The sequence below is a fragment of the Amycolatopsis vastitatis genome (genome assembly GCF_002234595.1).
Classification (GTDB): Bacteria; Actinomycetota; Actinomycetes; order Mycobacteriales; family Pseudonocardiaceae; genus Amycolatopsis; species Amycolatopsis vastitatis.
The window spans coordinates 1-17,566 of the sequence record NZ_NMUL01000003.1 but is presented as its reverse complement, the minus strand read 5'-3'; the positions used below and the strand labels follow the sequence as shown (position 1 = coordinate 17,566).

The 17,566-nt window shown below is 68.5% G+C and carries 14 protein-coding genes, 2 tRNA genes and 1 pseudogene; 12 read left to right on the top strand and 5 right to left on the bottom strand.

What is annotated here, in order from left to right:
• Nucleotides 1-14 precede the first annotated feature (14 nt).
• Genes yidC through rpmH form a run of 4 tightly spaced genes read right to left on the bottom strand, consistent with a single transcriptional unit; the run spans nt 15 to nt 2,079 of the window.
• Nucleotides 15-1,133 (bottom strand): membrane protein insertase YidC, encoded by a 1,119-nt coding sequence (gene yidC / locus CF165_RS02595; protein WP_093945784.1) that lies wholly within the window; start codon nt 1,131-1,133, stop codon nt 15-17.
• Between the two features lie 5 nt (nt 1,134-1,138).
• The gene (gene yidD, locus CF165_RS02590; protein ID WP_093945817.1) at nt 1,139-1,474 is read right to left on the bottom strand and encodes a membrane protein insertion efficiency factor YidD; all 336 of its coding nucleotides are present in this window, start codon (nt 1,472-1,474) and stop codon (nt 1,139-1,141) included.
• Between the two features lie 5 nt (nt 1,475-1,479).
• The gene (rnpA, locus tag CF165_RS02585; RefSeq protein WP_093945783.1) at nt 1,480-1,914 is read right to left on the bottom strand and encodes a ribonuclease P protein component; all 435 of its coding nucleotides are present in this window, start codon (nt 1,912-1,914) and stop codon (nt 1,480-1,482) included.
• 21 nt (nt 1,915-1,935) lie between these two features.
• The gene (gene rpmH / locus CF165_RS02580) at nt 1,936-2,079 is read right to left on the bottom strand and encodes a 50S ribosomal protein L34 (protein WP_013231070.1); all 144 of its coding nucleotides are present in this window, start codon (nt 2,077-2,079) and stop codon (nt 1,936-1,938) included.
• Between the two features lie 601 nt (nt 2,080-2,680).
• On the opposite strand from rpmH, the gene dnaA reads away from it, so the two are divergent.
• The 12 genes from dnaA (at nt 2,681) to CF165_RS02520 (ending at nt 16,462) form a co-directional block, all read left to right on the top strand.
• A complete protein-coding gene (gene dnaA / locus CF165_RS02575; RefSeq protein ID WP_093945782.1) occupies nt 2,681-4,300 on the top strand; it encodes a chromosomal replication initiator protein DnaA in 1,620 nt (539 codons plus the stop codon).
• A gap of 894 nt (nt 4,301-5,194) precedes the next feature.
• Nucleotides 5,195-6,328, top strand: coding sequence for a DNA polymerase III subunit beta (gene dnaN, locus CF165_RS02570; RefSeq protein ID WP_093945781.1), 1,134 nt, complete (start codon nt 5,195-5,197; stop codon nt 6,326-6,328).
• A 32-nt stretch (nt 6,329-6,360) separates the two neighbouring features.
• Nucleotides 6,361-7,251, top strand: a complete 891-nt coding sequence (gene gnd, locus CF165_RS02565; RefSeq protein ID WP_093945780.1) for a phosphogluconate dehydrogenase (NAD(+)-dependent, decarboxylating) — start codon at nt 6,361-6,363, stop codon at nt 7,249-7,251.
• Between the two features lie 10 nt (nt 7,252-7,261).
• Nucleotides 7,262-8,416 (top strand): DNA replication/repair protein RecF, encoded by a 1,155-nt coding sequence (gene recF, locus CF165_RS02560; protein WP_093945779.1) that lies wholly within the window; start codon nt 7,262-7,264, stop codon nt 8,414-8,416.
• A gap of 109 nt (nt 8,417-8,525) precedes the next feature.
• Nucleotides 8,526-9,161, top strand: coding sequence for a DciA family protein (locus tag CF165_RS02555; protein WP_093945778.1), 636 nt, complete (start codon nt 8,526-8,528; stop codon nt 9,159-9,161).
• A gap of 197 nt (nt 9,162-9,358) precedes the next feature.
• Complete coding sequence (gene gyrB, locus CF165_RS02550; RefSeq protein WP_093945777.1) at nt 9,359-11,326, top strand: DNA topoisomerase (ATP-hydrolyzing) subunit B; 1,968 nt, start codon at nt 9,359-9,361, stop codon at nt 11,324-11,326.
• Nucleotides 11,327-11,393: 67 nt separating this feature from the next.
• Nucleotides 11,394-13,931, top strand: coding sequence for a DNA gyrase subunit A (gyrA, locus tag CF165_RS02545; RefSeq protein WP_093945776.1), 2,538 nt, complete (start codon nt 11,394-11,396; stop codon nt 13,929-13,931).
• Between the two features lie 47 nt (nt 13,932-13,978).
• Nucleotides 13,979-14,656, top strand: a complete 678-nt coding sequence (locus CF165_RS02540) for a DUF3566 domain-containing protein (protein WP_093945775.1) — start codon at nt 13,979-13,981, stop codon at nt 14,654-14,656.
• A 49-nt stretch (nt 14,657-14,705) separates the two neighbouring features.
• A tRNA-Ile gene (locus CF165_RS02535) sits at nt 14,706-14,779 on the top strand.
• A 394-nt stretch (nt 14,780-15,173) separates the two neighbouring features.
• Complete coding sequence (locus CF165_RS02530; RefSeq protein ID WP_086679331.1) at nt 15,174-15,341, top strand: DLW-39 family protein; 168 nt, start codon at nt 15,174-15,176, stop codon at nt 15,339-15,341.
• Between the two features lie 30 nt (nt 15,342-15,371).
• A tRNA-Ala gene (locus CF165_RS02525) sits at nt 15,372-15,444 on the top strand.
• A gap of 97 nt (nt 15,445-15,541) precedes the next feature.
• Nucleotides 15,542-16,462, top strand: coding sequence for a pentapeptide repeat-containing protein (locus CF165_RS02520; RefSeq protein ID WP_093945774.1), 921 nt, complete (start codon nt 15,542-15,544; stop codon nt 16,460-16,462).
• A gap of 156 nt (nt 16,463-16,618) precedes the next feature.
• Here CF165_RS02520 and CF165_RS02515 read toward each other — a convergent pair.
• A pseudogene (locus tag CF165_RS02515) lies at nt 16,619-17,566 on the bottom strand (hypothetical protein); the annotation flags it as partial.

Sequence of the window (17,566 nt, the reverse complement as noted above, 5' to 3'; positions counted from 1 at the left end):
CGAACCGGTCGCGCTCAGCGGCGCTTCCGGCCCGACTTCCTGGTCGAGTCTTTGAGAAGGCCCGGCACGCCCGTGCCGTTGTCCTTCGAGCCGTTCTGGCCGTTCGTGTCGGCCGGGGTCTTGTCGCCGTCGCTGTCGCCGTCCTTGGCCGGAACGGTCTGGGCGAAGCCGTGCGCCGAGCCCGCCTTCGCGACCTTCTTCGACGTTCCGGTCTGCGCGGCCTGGTTCTTCTTCTGCTGGACCGGCTTCTGGCCGACCTTCGGCGCGGCCGGCTTCTGGCCCGGCTTCGGCCCGAGCGTCGCGCGCTTCTCCGCGGCCTCCGCCTTGCGAGCCGCCTCTTCCTTGTCGATCTTCGTGTAGACGAGGCGCTGCTGCATCAGGGTCCAGCCGTTGTTCGCCAGCCAGTAGAAGAGGAGGCCGAGCGGGAACAGCGCACCGAAGACGAGCACACCGAGCGGGAAGATGTACATCGTCAGCTTGTTCATGATCGCGGTCTGCGGGGTGGCCGACGCGACGTTCTGCCGGGCCACCGAGTGCCGCGCGGTGAGGTGCGTGGCGATCGACGCGACGATCATCAGCGGCAGCGCGACCGGGAGCACGCTCCAGTGGAACCCGACGTTCGTGGCCCCGCCGCTGACGACCCCGACGCCGTTGTAGACGGCCTCACCGAGGTTGACGCCGAACAGCTTCGCGTTGACGTAGGACTCGACGTCGTGCTGGCTGAAGAAGTAGTTCTCGGTCTTCAGGCCGCCACCGGGCGGCGGCATCGTGAAGGCACGGAGGACGTGGTTCAGGCCGATGAAGACCGGGATCTGAAGCAGCATCGGCAGGCAGCTGCCCAGCGGGTTGACGCCGTGCTCCTTCTGGAGCTTCTGCATCTCCGCGGCCTGGCGCTGCCGGTCGTTCGCGTACTTCTTCTGGAGCTTCTTCATCTCCGGCGCGAAGTCCTGCATCTTCTTCATCGACCGGACCTGGTTCACGAACGGCTTGAACATGATGCCGCGGACGGTGAACGTCAGGAAGATGATGCCGAGGATCCAGGCGACCGCGGTCGATTCCCCGAAGACGAACCCGAAGACCTTGTGCCAACACCAGAGGATGAAGGACACGGGGTAGTAGATGAAATCGAGCACTGCTGCTACTCCTCGATCGGTGTTTCAGGTCTGCGGTGACGCCACGAGAACGTCTCTGGCACGGGGTCGCGGCCGGGGGGCGTCCAGGGGCCGCAGCGCAGCAGCCGGCGCAGCGCGAGGTAGGAGCCGCGACCGGCGCCGTGCCGGGTGAGGGCTTCGACTGCGTACGCGCTGCAGCTCGGGTAGAACCGGCAAGCCGGCGGGAGGAAGGGCGAGATCGCCTTGCGGTAGAGCTTGATGGGGAGCAGCAGGACCCAGGCGACCGGGCCGGGCCGCGGGGGCTCGGCGGCGCCGTCATCGAAGTGGTCGTGCGCTGAGTCGTGCTCGGGGTTGGCTCGCATGCCGGTCACACCGCTGATCCGTGGTCGGGGGCCGCGTCCGCGGGACGCGTCGGGCGGGGGACATCCCCGGCCGGACGGTGCGACGACAGAAGCCCCAACCGACGCAACGCGGCGTCGAGATCGGATCCCAGCTCGGCGCTGGACGCGGTCGACGACGGCGGCAATGCCCGTACGACCAACGAAGTGCCGGCGGGCAGTGTTCCGAGTCTGGCCGAAACGAGATGACGCAACCGGCGGGTGACGCGGTGGCGGACCACCGAGTTCCCGACGGCCTTGCTCACCACAAAACCCGCCCTGGCCGCCGACGGTGGATCGGCGGCCATGGACGGGTCCGTGGTGAGCGCGTGGACGACGAGGCGGCGCCTGCCTGCCCTGGAGCCGCGACGGAGAACCACGCGGAAATCCTCACTCCGCCGCAGACGTGCGGCAGCCGGCAGCACGGCGCGCCTCGATCGGGGCGATCAGGCGGACAGCGCGCCGCGGCCCTTGCGACGGCGGGCCGCCAGGATGGCCCGGCCGGCGCGGGTGCGCATGCGCAGGCGGAACCCGTGGGTCTTCGCGCGGCGGCGGTTGTTCGGCTGGAAGGTGCGCTTACCCTTGCTCACTGCTTCTCCTGTGTCTCGCGGTGTCCGTGTTCCCACCAGCCCGGAAGAATCACTTCCCCCGCCTGGCGTGTCGTGCGGGCGCACGGCAGTCTCTGGTGTCTCCTACCAACGTGTGGCCTCGTCACGACGAGCAACGACAACGTGGGCACGCGAAACGCACCCGTCGCATACGGGAGACCTTACGAGGGTACGCACCCCCGTCCGGCGGTCGGTAAGCACCCCCTCGGCCACGGTACGCGACGGGCAAGCGGGCCCGCGATCGTCGACGCGGCGGCACCGAATGGCAACGCGCCGTACACCGTGAAATGCTTGCGGCCCAGGATGCCTTGTGGCCGCGAGCGGGGCTTGTTAGCGTGCCTCTCTCGGGTCACCGGTCGAGGTGCACGAGTATCCGGGTGGTGGAGTGCCCACCGGCGTACGACGAGCCCGCAGGTGGCGGCACCGCGGGTCGCCGTACATTAGTGCACAGCTGTGGACAACTATGTGGATATTCGCTGTGCCGGTGCGCGGACAGGCTTCCTGTGATCGCCGGGTGGAGTGACCAGGGCGTTCCGGGAGCGGATCGGCCGTCCACGCCGACGAGGGGAGGGGAGCCAGACAGGTGTCGGAGCACCAGCACAATCTGGGCGTCATCTGGGAACAGGTGGTACGCGAACTGTCCGACGGGACCCTGTCCCCCCAGCAGCGCGCCTGGATGCGCGTGACCCGTCCGATCGGCCTGCTCGACGGCACCGCCCTCCTGGCCGCCCCCAGCGACTTCGCGAAGGAAGCGATCGAGCGCGGGTTGCGCGGCGCGATCACCGACGCGCTTTCGCGGCGCCTCGGCCGCGCCATCTCCCTCGCGGTGAAGGTCGACAGCGCCGAGGCGGTCGCCCCGGCGCCTTTGGCCCGCTACGCGCCGTCACCCGGCCGAGTGGAAAACGGCGCGGCTCCCGAAGCGGCCCCGCCGCTGCCGGGCAACGGCGCGCCGATGATGCCGCCGCCGCGTCCCGAGCCCGCCCAGCCGATGCCCCCGCGGCTGCCGCACGAGCAAGCCGCGGCGAAGCCGGACGACGGCGACGACACCGACGAGGAAGTCGACGAAGAGGGCGAGGCGCTCGCCGCGGTCCACGAGATCTGGCCGACGTTCTCCGGCCAGCCGATCGCCGGCCAGCCGTACACCGCGCCGGCGCAGCCGCAGACGTCGAAGACGAAGCTGAACGAGAAGTACACCTTCGACACGTTCGTCATCGGCGCGTCCAACCGCTTCGCCCACGCGGCCGCGGTCGCCGTCGCCGAAGCCCCCGCCCGCGCGTACAACCCGCTCTTCATCTGGGGCGAGTCCGGGCTCGGCAAGACACACCTGCTGCACGCGGTCGGGCACTACGCGCAACGGCTGTTCCCCGGCATGCGCGTGCGGTACGTCTCGACCGAAGAGTTCACGAACGACTTCATCAACTCGCTGCGCGACGACCGCAAGGTCGCCTTCCAGCGGCGCTACCGCGACATCGACATCCTGCTCGTCGACGACATCCAGTTCCTGGAGGGCAAGGAAGGGACGCAGGAAGAGTTCTTCCACACCTTCAACACCCTCCACAACGCGAACAAGCAGATCGTCGTCAGCTCCGACCGGCCGCCGAAGCGCCTCGAGACGCTGGAAGACCGGCTGCGGACGCGGTTCGAGTGGGGCCTCATCACCGACATCCAGCCGCCCGAGCTGGAGACGCGCATCGCGATCCTCCGCAAGAAGGCGGCGCAGGACAGGCTCGCGGTGCCGGGCGACGTCCTGGAGTTCATCGCCTCGCGCGTCGAGGCGAACATCCGGGAGCTCGAGGGCGCGCTCATCCGCGTCACCGCGTTCGCGTCGCTGAACCAGCAGCCGGTGGACGCCGCGCTGGCGGAGATCGTGCTGCGGGACCTCATCCCCGACTCCCACGCGCCGGAGATCACCGCGCCGACCATCATGAGCGTCATCTCCGAGTTCTTCGACGTGACGCTCGACGACCTGTGCGGCCCCGGCAAGACGAAGGCGCTCGCCACGTCCCGCCAGATCGCCATGTACCTCTGCCGCGAGCTGACCGACATGTCGCTGCCGAAGATCGGGCAGACGTTCGGCGGCCGCGACCACACGACGGTCATGCACGCGGACAAGAAGATCCGCAAGGAGATGGCCGAGCGCCGGCGGATCTACGACCAGGTGCAGGAGCTGACGTCGCGCATCAAGCAGCGCGCCCGCCAGTAGCACATCCCTTATCCCGCAACGACTTCGGGGCGTCCGCTCAATGTGGACGCCCCTTTGCCGTCTTTGCGCACAGTCGTCATTGGACACCGCCCTCGTTGGAGTGTCTGAAGCACGCGTACGCCCCCGAAGCAGCGAAGCACGTGTACGCGTGCTTCGCAAAGTCGCGAAAATTGTTTGTACACAAGGAAGTTTCCCCATGGTGTGGGCGGATTGCCCACAGTACCAACGGATCTCCCACCAGCGACGACGCCGAATCGGTCCACACCCCGCCCACAGGCCGTCCACAGGAAATCCACACGGTTGTCCACGCGGATTCCCCAGGTTGCCCACAAGCTGTACACAGGACGGCCCGATCACTCGGAAGGGCGATTCGGACGCCTCCGGGCACCCCCAGACCCTGGGTACAGATCACCCCACACCTGGGGACAACAGTGGGGACAACTGGGGCCGGCTGTGGACGAATCGGGGGTCGCCCGAAACCATCCACGGACGCCCCGATCTGCCCACAGGTCTGCCACCATGGTTCTCCACACGCCCGCGAGTGCTCCGACCTGCGCAAACAGGCTCAATCCACACAATCCACAACGCTTACTACTGTTACTGCCTTTAGATCTCTTCTAAGAGAGAACAAAACAAAAACAGGCGATGGACGAAGTTGGGGACAGCCTCGAGATCGTGTCGTCAAGTCGACAAAACGAAGGGCAGCCCGAGGTGACGTGGGCCGCCGCGACGGCCTAACGTGGACTCCTGCACCTGGTCCGTGCTCCGGCCGCTCAAGCGGAGGGCGGACCGGCCGGAGGGGGCAGCCGGTCACTGCCCCGCGAGAACGTGGCCCGGCCGGCCTCGTCGCCCAGCCCGAGCCGAAGAGGGCTCGGTCGTCGAAAGGATGCGCGCATGAAGATCCGCGTCGAGCGTGACGGGCTCGCCGACGCCGTCGCGTGGGTGGCCAGAAGCCTCCCCTCCCGGCCTCCGGTGCCGGTACTGGGCGGTGTCCTCCTCGACGCCGGTTCGGACGGCGACACCGATGCGCTGACGGTCTCGGGCTTCGACTACGAGGTCTCCGCCACGGTCGGGGTCCCCGCGACGATCGCCGACGGCGGCCGCCTGCTGGTCTCCGGGCGTCTCCTGGCCGACATCACCAAGGCGCTGCCCGCGCAGCCGGTCGAGATCTCCGTCGACGGCTCGCGCGCCACCATCACGTGCGGCAGCGCGCGCTTCTCCCTGCCGACCATGCCGGTCGAGGACTACCCGCAGCTGCCGTCCCAGCCCGCCTTCGCGGGTGAGCTCGCCGGCGACGCGTTCGGCCAGGCCGTCACCCAGGTCGTCGTCGCCGCGGGCAAGGACGACACGCTGCCGATGCTGACCGGCATGCGGCTCGAGATCTCCGGCAGCTCGCTGACCCTCGTCGCGACCGACCGGTTCCGGCTCGCCATGCGCGAGTTCACCTGGCAGCCGGCCGAGGGGCTGGCCGACGCCGCGGTGCTCGTCCCGGCGCGCACCCTCGCCGAAGCGGCCAAGACGCTCGGCGCGAGCGGCGCCACGATCCGCCTCGCCCTCGCCAGCGGCGAAGGCCTGCTCGGCCTGTCCGGTTCCGGGCGCTACACGACGACCCGCCTGCTCGACGCGGAGTTCCCGCCGTACCGCCAGTTGCTGCCCGCGTCGCACACGTCGCGCGCGGTCATCGACGTGTCGGCTCTCACGGAGAGCATCAAGCGCGTTTCGCTGGTGGCGGAGCGGGGGACTCAGGTACGACTGGAGTTCGGGGACAACACGCTGCGGTTGTCCGCGGGCGGTGACGACGAGGGAAGCGCCGAAGAGGAGCTTCAGGTCGAGTACGAAGGTGAGCCGGTGACGATCGCGTTCAACCCGGGTTACCTCGTCGACGGCCTCGGCGCGCTCCACAGCGACCGGGCGGAGCTGACGTTCACCACGCCGAACCGGCCCGCGCTGATCAAGCCCGCCGACCCCGAGGGCAACGTCGTCCCCGGCTACCTCTACCTCCTGATGCCGGTCCGCCTGCCGGGCTGACCCGCTTTCTCGTTTGCACGTAAGGGGATCTCATGGTTCAGCTCGGTCTGATCGGCCTGGGCAAGATGGGCTTCAACATGCGTGAGCGGCTGCGTGCGGCCGGTCACGAGGTGGTCGGCTACGACCGCAACCCGGACGTCAGCGACACGACGTCGCTCGAAGACCTGGTGTCCAAACTGGACGCTCCGCGGATCGTCTGGATCATGGTGCCCGCCGGCGAGCCGACCCGGCAGACCATCACCGAGCTCGGCAACCTGCTCGCCGAGGGCGACATGGTGATCGACGGCGGCAACTCGAAGTACACCGACGACAAGCTGAACGCCGACCTGCTCGCGGCGAAGAACATCGGGTACCTCGACTGCGGCGTCTCCGGTGGCGTGTGGGGCAAGGAGAACGGCTACGGCCTGATGGTCGGCGGCGCGGCCGCCGACGTCGAGAAGGCGATGCCGATCTTCGACGCGCTGCGCCCGGACGGCCCGCGCGAAGAGGGCTTCTCGCACGCGGGCGACGTCGGCGCGGGTCACTACGCGAAGATGATTCACAACGGCATCGAGTACGGCATGATGCAGGCCTTCGCGGAGGGTTTCGAACTCCTCGAGGCGGCGAAGGTCGTCAAGGACGTGCCCGCGGTGATCAAGGGCTGGCAGCGCGGCACGGTCGTCCGGTCGTGGCTGCTCGACCTGCTCGTGCGCGCGCTCGACGAGGACCCGGAGCTGGACGACCTCGAAGGCTACGTCGAGGACTCGGGCGAGGGCCGCTGGACGCTGGAAGAGGCGATCAACAACGCGGTGCCGGCGCCGGTCATTTCGGCCGCGCTGTTCGCGCGGTTCGCCTCTCGGCAGGAACACTCGGCCGCGATGCGCGCGGTCGCGGCGCTGCGCAACCAGTTCGGCGGGCACGCCGTGAAGAAGGCCGGCGGATAAGGAGTTCCGGGTGTATCTGCGACACCTGCAGGTCACCGACTTCCGCTCCTGGCCCCAGGCCGATCTCGCCCTCGAACCCGGGCCGACCGTGCTGGTCGGCCAGAACGGCCGCGGCAAGACCAACCTGCTGGAGGCGATCGGGTACGTCGCGACGCTGGGCTCGCACCGCGTCGCGACGGACGCGCCGCTGATCCGGCACGGCTGCGAGCGCGCGCTGGTCCGGGTCGCGGTGGTCAACGACGACCGCGAGCTGACCGTCGAGCTGGAGATCACCGCCGGCCGGGCGAACCGCGCCCGGGTCAACCGCGGTGCGGTCGGCCGTCCGCGTGACGTACTGGGGATCCTGCGCACGGTGCTGTTCTCCCCGGAGGACCTCGCGCTGGTGCGTGGCGACCCGGGTGAGCGACGCCGGTTCCTCGACGAGCTCCTGGTGCTGCGCGCGCCGCGGTACGCGGGGGTCCGTGCGGACTACGAGAAGGTGCTGAAGCAGCGAAACGCCCTGCTCAAGACGGCCGGGAAACGCCGTACGGGTCGCGAGGACCCGTACGCGCTGTCGACGCTCGAGGTCTGGGACGACCACCTCGCGGTGGCGGGCGCGGAGCTGCTGGCCGCGCGCCTGAACCTCGTTGCGGATCTCGCGCCGTACGCGGCTTCGGCGTACATGGGGGTGGCGCCGGACTCTCGTCCGGCGAAGATCTCCTACCGGTCGTCGCTGGGTGCGGCCCTGCCGGAGACGTACGGCGTACCGGACGGCGAACGCGCGCAACCCGAGGTCCTCAAGGACGTCTTACTCAAGGCGCTCGGGGAAGTCAGGAAGGCCGAACTCGAGCGCGGGATCAGCCTGGTCGGCCCGCACCGGGACGAACTGGAGCTGATCCTGGGCGAGGCGCCGGCCAAGGGTTACGCGAGCCACGGCGAGTCGTGGTCGTTCGCGCTCGCCCTCCGGCTCGGCAGCTACGAGCTGCTGCGCGCGGAGGCCGGCGAGCCGGTCCTCCTGCTCGACGACGTGTTCGCCGAGCTGGACCGCAAGCGCCGGGCCCGGCTGGCCGAGGTGGCCGCGAGTGCCGAACAGGTGCTGGTGACCGCCGCGGTCGACGAGGACGTGCCCAGTGAGCTGGCCGGCCGCCGGTTCGTGGTGGCGGATGGTGAGATTTCGGGTGGCTGAACAGCGCGGACGGAGAGCGGCAAGATCGAATCGGGCACCCGGTGTGATCGCCGACACAGCAGTTACCCACCGATCTGGGGACAAACCTGTGGACAGTGTGGATAAACCCGTGCCCGAGTTATCGCCGCGCGTCACCAAAACGCCGAATCGGCCGCTTGACACCCCCCGCGCGGGGGATAACCCGGTCGAGAAGCCCGCGTCGAGTACGCAGAGTGAGAATGGCGCTGCTCCGAATGGGACCACCGGTCGGGACCTCGCGCACGCGGCGCTCGAGGCCGCCAAGGCCAAGGCGAAGGAGCGCGGCACGTCCCCCGGGTACCGGCGTCGCGCTGTCGGTGGCGGGGGCCAGAACCCCCGGCGTCGCCGCTGGTCGGGACCGGGCGCCGACCCGCGCGACCCGCAGCCGCTCGGCCGGCTCGTCTCCCGGCTGCTCAGCGATCGCGGCTGGAACGAGAACGTCACGAGCGCCCGCGTCTTCGCGCAGTGGGCACGCCTGGTCGGCGAAGACGTCGCCGAGCACGCGCAGCCGGTCGCGCTCAAGGACGGCGAGCTGACCGTCCGCGCCAGCTCCACGGCGTGGGCCACCCAGCTCCGGTTGCTGCAGGGAAAGCTGCTGCACAAGATCGCGGCGGGGGTCGGCAACGGCGTCGTCAAGCGCATGCGGATCCAGGGTCCGACCGCCCCGAGCTGGCGGAAAGGCCCACGCCACGTGCCGGGTCGCGGCCCGCGTGACACGTACGGCTGACCCGGGTTGCGCGATGCTCGGTTGAATGCCCCGAGAACGCATCCAGACCTCCCGAGATACGTCAAGACTCGGCTCGCACCGATTTCGTCCGTCTGTGACGCGTTCAGGGGTGTCCTTGCCGCATGTCAGCGGACGCGGCCAAGTACACTGGGAGGGAGCGAGCGTCCGCTCGGGCGAGACGAGGAGAAACAACGCCGGTGACCGAGAACAAGAGCGAGTACAACGCGTCGTCGATCACGGTGCTCGAAGGCCTTGAAGCGGTCCGCAAGCGCCCCGGCATGTACATCGGTTCCACCGGTGAACGCGGGCTGCACCACCTCGTCCAGGAGGTCGTCGACAACTCCGTCGACGAGGCGATGGCCGGGCACGCCACCAAGGTCGAGGTTACCCTCCTCGCCGACGGCGGGGTGCGCGTCGTCGACGACGGCCGCGGCATCCCGGTCGACATGCACCCCAAGGAGAACAAGCCGACCATCGAGGTCGTGCTCACCCAGCTGCACGCGGGCGGCAAGTTCGACAGCGACTCCTACGCGGTGTCCGGCGGCCTGCACGGCGTCGGCATCTCCGTGGTGAACGCGCTCTCGACGAGGCTGCTGGCCGAGGTCAAGTACGGCGGCCGCAGCTGGCGCCAGCTGTACACCGACCAGATCCCCGGCCCGCTCGAGGACCTCGGCCCGGCGACCGAGACCGGCACGACGATGACGTTCTGGGCCGACGACAACATCTTCGAGACCACGACGTACAACTTCGAGACCATCTCGCGCCGGCTGCAGGAGATGGCGTTCCTCAACAAGGGGCTGACGCTGTCCCTGCGCGACGAGCGCGTCGCCGACGAGGAGACCGAAGAGGACGCGGAGGGCAAGGTCGCCCGCGTCAAGGAGAAGGTCTACTGCTACCCGGGCGGGCTCGAGGACTTCGTCAAGCACATCAACGGCAGCAAGGACCCGATCCACCCCAGCGTGATCTCCTTCGACGCCAAGGGCGTCGGCCTCGAGGTCGAGGTCGCGATGCAGTGGAACACCGGGTTCACGCCGTCGGTGTACACGTTCGCCAACACGATCAACACGCACGAGGGCGGTACCCACGAAGAGGGCTTCCGCGCCGCGCTGACCCGCGTCGTCAACGCGTACGCGCGCGACAAGAAGCTGCTCAAGGAGAAGGACGCCAACCTGACCGGCGACGACGTGCGCGAAGGACTCGCGGCGATCGTCTCGATCAAGCTGGGCGAGCCGCAGTTCGAGGGCCAGACCAAGACCAAGCTGGGCAACAGCGAGGCCAAGACGTTCGTGCAGCAGCAGTCGAACGAGTGGCTGGCCGACTGGTTCGAGCGCAACCCCACCGAGGCGAAGACGATCATCAACAAGTCGATCTCCTCGGCGCAGGCCCGGATGGCCGCCCGCAAGGCGCGTGACCTGGTCCGCCGCAAGGGCGCGCTCGACATCGGCGGCCTGCCCGGCAAGCTCAAGGACTGCCGCTCCACCAAGCCGGAGGAGTGCGAGCTCTACATCGTCGAGGGTGACTCGGCCGGCGGCTCGGCCAAGGAGGGCCGGGACTCGATGTACCAGGCGATCCTGCCGATCCGCGGCAAGATCATCAACGTCGAGAAGGCCCGCATCGACCGCGTCCTCAAGAACACCGAGGTCCAGTCGCTGATCACGGCGCTGGGCACCGGCATCCACGACGAGTTCGACCTCTCGAAGCTGCGCTACCACAAGATCGTGCTGATGGCCGACGCCGACGTCGACGGCCAGCACATCACCACGCTGCTGCTCACCCTGCTGTTCCGGTTCATGACGCCGCTGATCGAGCACGGCCACGTCTTCCTTTCGCGGCCGCCGCTGTACAAGATCAAGTGGCCGCGGGCCGAGCCGGAGTACGCGTACTCCGACCGCGAGCGCGACGCCGTCATCAGGGCGGGTGTCGAGGCGGGCAAGAGGCTGCCGAAGGACGACGCGATCCAGCGCTACAAGGGTCTCGGCGAGATGAACGCCGAAGAGCTGTGGGAGACCACCATGGACCCGGCGAACCGGCTACTGGGCCGGGTGACCATGGACGACGCCGCCCAGGCGGACGACCTGTTCTCGGTCCTGATGGGCGAGGACGTCGAGGCCCGCCGCTCGTTCATCACGCGCAACGCGAAGGACGTGCGGTTCCTTGATGTGTGACCGTCTGGACGTGTAGGCGTCCCCCGCTCTTGTCCCGCCTGGACCACCCGCACCCGAGAAGGACCTCATGACGGAAACCCTGCCGCCGGCTCCGGAGAACGACCGGATCGAACCGGTCGACATCCAGCAGGAGATGCAGCGCTCCTACATCGACTACGCGATGAGCGTGATCGTGTCGCGCGCGCTGCCGGACGTGCGCGACGGCCTCAAGCCGGTCGCCCGCCGCATCCTGTACTCGATGTTCGACTCCGGCTTCCGGCCGGAACGCGGGTACAACAAGTGCTCCCGCGTCGTCGGCGACGTCATGGGCAACTACCACCCGCACGGCGACTCGGCGATCTACGACGCGCTGGTGCGGCTCGCCCAGCCGTGGTCGCTGCGCTACCCGCTGATCGACGGCCAGGGCAACTTCGGCTCGTCGGGCAACGACCCCGCGGCCGCCATGCGGTACACGGAGTCCCGGCTCGCGCCGCTGGCCATGCAGATGCTGGCCGACATCGAAGAAGACACCGTCGACTTCTCCGACAACTACGACGGCCGCACGCAGGAGCCCGACGTCCTGCCGTCGCGGTTCCCGAACCTGCTGGTCAACGGCGGTTCCGGGATCGCGGTCGGGATGGCGACCAACATCCCGCCGCACAACCTGCGCGAGGTCTCCGAGGGCGTCGCCTGGGCGCTGGAAAACCCGGAAGCGACCGACGACGAGCTGCTGGCCGCGCTGCTGGTGCGGATCAAGGGCCCGGACTTCCCGACCAAGGCGATGATCCTCGGCACGTCCGGCATCGAGGACGCCTACCGCACCGGCCGCGGCTCGATCCGCATGCGCGCCGTCGTCGAGGTCGAAGAGGACGCGAAGGGCCGCACGATCCTGGTCGTGTCCGAGCTGCCGTACCAGGTCAACCCGGACAACCTGGTCGAGAACATCGCGAACCTGGTCCGCGACGGCAAGCTCACCGGCATCGCCGACATCGCCGACGAGTCCAACAGCCGCTCCGGCATGCGGATCGTCGTCACGATCAAGCGGGACGCGGTCGCGAAGGTCGTGCTGAACAACCTGTTCAAGCACACCCAGCTGCAGCAGAACTTCGGCGTCAACATGCTGGCGCTGGTCGACGGCGTGCCGCGCACCCTGCGGCTCGACCAGATCATCCGTCACTACGTGAAGCACCAGGTCGAGGTCATCGTCCGGCGGACCAGGTTCCGCCTGAAGAAGGCCGAGGAACGGGCCCACATCCTGCGTGGGTACGTCAAGGCACTCGACATGCTCGACGAGGTCATCGCCCTCATCCGGCGGTCGCCCTCGGCGGACGAGGCCCGGCCAGCCCTGATGGAGCTGCTGGACGTCGACGAGATCCAGGCCACCGCGATCCTCGACATGCAGCTGCGACGCCTCGCCGCCCTGGAGCGCCAGCGGATCATCGACCAGCTGGCCGAGATCGAGCTCGAGATCGCCGACCTGAAGGACATCCTCGAGAAGCCGGAGCGGCAGCGCTCGATCATCCGCGACGAGCTGATGGCGATCGTCGAGAAGTACGGCGACGACCGGCGCACGCAGATCGTCGGCTTCGGCGGCGACGTCACGGACGAAGAGCTCATCGCGGTCGAGGACGTCGTCGTCACCATCACCCGCACGGGGTACGCCAAGCGGACGAAAACGGACCTGTACCGCTCGCAGAAGCGCGGCGGCAAGGGCGTGCAGGGCGCGACGCTGAAGCAGGACGACATCGTCCAGCACTTCTTCGTCTGCTCGACGCACGACTGGATCCTGTTCTTCACGAACAAGGGCCGCGTCTACCGGACCAAGGCGTACGAGCTGCCCGAGGCCAACCGCAACGCGCGCGGCCAGCACGTGGCGAACCTGATGGCGTTCCAGCCGGACGAGAAGATCGCCCAGGTCATCCAGATCAAGAACTACGAGGTCGCGCCGTACCTGGTCCTCGCCACCAAGCGCGGCCTGGTGAAGAAGACCAAGCTCACCGACTTCGACTCCAACCGCTCCGGTGGCCTGATCGCCATCAACCTGCGCGAAGGCGACGAGCTGGTCGGCGCGGTGCTGGCCGGCGCCGAGGACGACCTGCTGCTGGTGTCGGCCGAGGGCCAGTCCATCCGGTTCCACGCGACCGACGAGGCGCTCCGGCCGATGGGCCGCCCGACGTCCGGCGTGATGGGCATGCGCTTCAACGACGGCGACGAGCTGCTCGGCATCAGCGTGGTCAAGGAGGGCAAGTTCCTCCTGGTCGCGACGGACGGCGGCTACTCCAAGCGCACGCCGATCGAGGACTACCCGGTCCAGGGCCGCGGCGGCAAGGGCGTGCTCACCATTCAGCACGACCGGAAACGTGGCAGGCTGGTGGGTGCGCTCATCGTCGACGCCGAGGACGAGTTGTATGCGATCACCTCGAGCGGCGGCGTGATCCGCACACCGGCGGGCGACGTCCGCAAGGCAGGGCGGCAGACGAAGGGGGTCCGGCTGATGAATCTCGGTGAAGGCACAACTCTTCTCGCGGTCGCACGCAACGCGGACGAGCCCTCGGACGTCGCCAATGGTGAAGCCCCGGAAACACCTGAAGCGGGTGAAGAAACGACGGCGCCGTCGGAGCAGTAAGTTCACTACGGACAGCGCCCCACGGCACGGGTAAGGACTGACTCTTCGTGACACCATCCGAGAATCCCGAGGCAGCGGGTTCGAACGGGACCGCGGCCAGCCCGCCATGGCAGCGGGTCGACAAGGAAGGCGACGCCGAAGCGACGGTCAAGCTGGCCACGGACGAGGCGCTCTACAAACCCGAGCCGTCGGCCGACGAGACACAGCCGGCCGCCGCCGAGCGCCCGGTGGTGACGGGAAGCGCCGCCCCCCGCCTCTTCGGCGGCCCGGACACGGCCGCCGAGCCGTCAGCGGCGGCCGTCCCATCGGCCTCGACCCAGCGAGCCCGCCCGAGCGCCCTGCGGCGCCCGGGCCGCGGACCCCGCCGGGCTTCGCTGCAGGTGAAGCGGTTCGACCCGTGGTCGGTCCTGAAGCTGTCCCTGGTCCTGGGCGTGGCGATGTTCTTCGTCTGGCTGGTAGCGGTCGGCGTGCTGTACACGGTCCTGGACGGAATGGGCGTCTGGGACAAGCTGAACGGCACGTACTCGTCCCTGGTGGGCGGCGAAGGCGCCAACGCACCAGCAGAACCCCTGATCAGCGCGGGCCGCGTGTTCGGCATCGCGGCCATCTTGGGCGCGATCAACATCGTCCTGGTGTCGGCACTGGCCACGGTCAGCGCGTTCATCTACAACGTGTCGGCGGACCTCGCGGGAGGCCTCGAAGTCACCCTGTCGGAACGAGAGTGACCCGGTTGCAGGGCCCCTTCGGGGGTCCTGTAAGGTTCTTCTCGTTCAAGGGCCTATAGCTCAGGCGGTTAGAGCGCTTCGCTGATAACGAAGAGGTCCCAGGTTCAAGTCCTGGTAGGCCCACAGAACGAACCGGTTCGTGACTCTCACGGGCCGGTTTTTTCGTGCCCCGCCGGCCTGGTCTGTCCCGGATACAGGTCAGCCCTGCCGGGAAGAGAAGTCCGGCAGGGCTGAGTTGTCGCGGTCGGCGTGCGTCACGGTCGCCTCTCGGCGAAACGCTCATCGCGGCTCCAGCCGAGCGGAACTCCGCGATGGCGATGGGTGCGGCCCGGGGGACACGGTGGGCACACCGACCAGTGGGTACAACGAGACACGCGCGCCCGGTATTTCGCCTCCTGTGTGACGTGCGTTACCTGCGAACTCTTGGTTCCACGTGGAACCACCGGCGCCCGACACCGGGCCGGACCGGTGCAGTAACATCGCGGGGTAAGGGAAGCAAGCTGAGAAGGGGGCTTCGGTGAAGAAGCTGCTGGCACTCGCGGTCATCGCGGGCGGCGTTCTGTTCGTCGTCAAGCGCAACAAGGCGGCCAAGGCCGAAGCCGACCTCTGGCGCGAGGCGACCGCGCCCGTCCCCTCCAACAACGGCACGACTCCGGCCAAGCCCGCAGGCGCGTCCCACAACTGATCTTCCGCGGGCGGTGCGCCGCCCGCGTCCGGGGCTGTAGCTCAATTGGTAGAGCACCGCCTTTGCAAGGCGGGGGTCAGGGGTTCGATTCCCCTCAGCTCCACACCGCAGCAGACACGACAAAGGCCAGGTCAGAGGGTATTTCCTCTCACCTGGCCTTCGTCGTGTCAGGCGGCCGTGTCGCCCGCCGTGTCCCCTGCGTGCCCCTCGCCCCGCCGACGACCACGCTTTCGGGCGCGTTTGCCCTGCGGGCGCCGGCGCGCGGACTCGATGTTGCGATTCATCGCGTCGGCGATCGAGTGGTCACGCTCGCGGCGTGCGCGCTGGTACCGCAGCGCGGCCCGCGTGGTCGAGTGACCCAGTCGCCGACCGTGGCCGAACTTGACGACGACGCCCGGCAGGAGCGAGAGGTCCGTCTCACAGCCGAGCGCATCCTGGCCACACACCTCAAACCGGGCATCGACCCGAAACGACCCGCAAAAACCTTCTGGAAAGACATCAACCTCGACCTCACCAGCGCCGCCCTGATCGAACTCGACCTCACTGACTGCCAGATCAACGCGGCCGGTTTTGCCAACACGACTTTCGCCGGCGACGCCCGGTTCGACGGGGCGGCCTTCGCTGGCGCCGCCTGGTTCCACAAGGCGACTTTCGCCGGCGACGCTCGGTTCGACGGGGCGGCCTTCGCCGACGATGCCCGGTTCAACGGAACGGCCTTCACCGGGGAAGCCGTGTTCAACGAGGTGACCTTCGCCGACAACGTCCGGTTCGACGGGGCGGCCTTCGCCGGCGCCGCCTGGTTCTACGAGGCGGACTTCGCCGGCGACGTCCGGTTCGACAAGGCGGCCTTCGCCGGCGCCGCCTGGTTCCACAAGGCGGCCTTCGCCGGCAACGCCCTGTTCAACGTGGCGACCTTCGATACGGCGGCTTGCGCTCGTGAGGCGCGTGTTCGGGTAGACCCTGCGAAGCCGGCCTTCGAGCGTTCATCGTGGCCGCTCGGATGGACCGTTGGGATGCCAGACGTTGTGCCAAACGCTGGGGAACCGATGTGGGTGCGCCTGCTTCCTGTTCCAGTCGTCCTCTCTGAGACGGCTGTAGGCGGCCGAACGCCGCAGGAGTGAGGTGACTTGACCAGGAGGAACAGCACAGGGTGTCCTTAGCGGCGCGTTGGTCGACGGCGTGAGCCCCGATCACGAGGGCAGCTCGGCCCAAAGACAGTTTCGAAGGTGCCCTATTCGTTTGCCGAGGTACGAGCCTTGCGAGCGTGGCGGCGGTGGTCAGGTGGGTTTGCGGACGAGGCCGGTGTAGGCGGCGATGGCGAGGGTGGCCAGGCCCCAGAGGAGGGCTTGGAGTGCCCAGAGGGTGGCGGTGAAGGTTTGGCCCCATCCGGTGGTGGTGTCGAGGTCGCAGTGGGCGCGGATGCCGGTGGTGCCGAGGGGGAGTCCGCGGTCGATGCCGAGGCCGATGAGTTCGACGGGGGAGCAGGGTGTGCCGGGGTCGGCGGTTTTTGCGGTGGCGGGTGGGATGCGTTCGGCGGCGTGGTGGCCGGGGTGGGTGGTGACGTGCCCGGCGAGCAGGCTGAGTGTGGCGGCGAGGGTGAGGACGACGGCGAGGGCGGTGACGAGGCGGTGGGCGCGGTAGCCGTAGCGGCCGAGCCAGCCCCAGAGTGCGTGTCGCCCGCGTGCGAGTCGGTTGCCTAGAGCCCAAGGGGTGCGGCGGCGGAGGTCGTGTTGTTGGGTGATGAGCACTTCGCGGGCGTTGTTGTCGTGGCCGGCGGCGCGCTCGGTGGCGGCGAGTTGCTGGAAGGGTTGGGGCCAGTAGGTCTTGGTGTGGTGGACCAGCAGGTGCAGCCATTGCCGCCACGAGATCCCGGCCAGGCTGGGGTAGGTCAAGCCGTCGGCTGAGATGATGCGCTCGCTGTCAGGGCAGTCACGGCGACTCATCCCCTGCCGGCTGGCCGGGCACACCACCGTCGACGGGAACAGCAACGCCCCGGTGACTTGCGCCTCTTGCATTACCAGGAGCGGACCTGAGCTGTTGTCCAGCTTGGCCACGTGCAGGTCGGCTTGGCTGCCGATGTGGGCGCCGATTAGCCGGATCGCGCCGTCTTCTTTGGTGCCGGTGATTTTGGCGTCGTTCATGTACAGGTTGGTGTCGGTGCGGAGGCGATCGGCGTATAGCGCGGGGCCGGCGGTGTTGGTGATGGTGGCTCGCTCGAGGTCGAG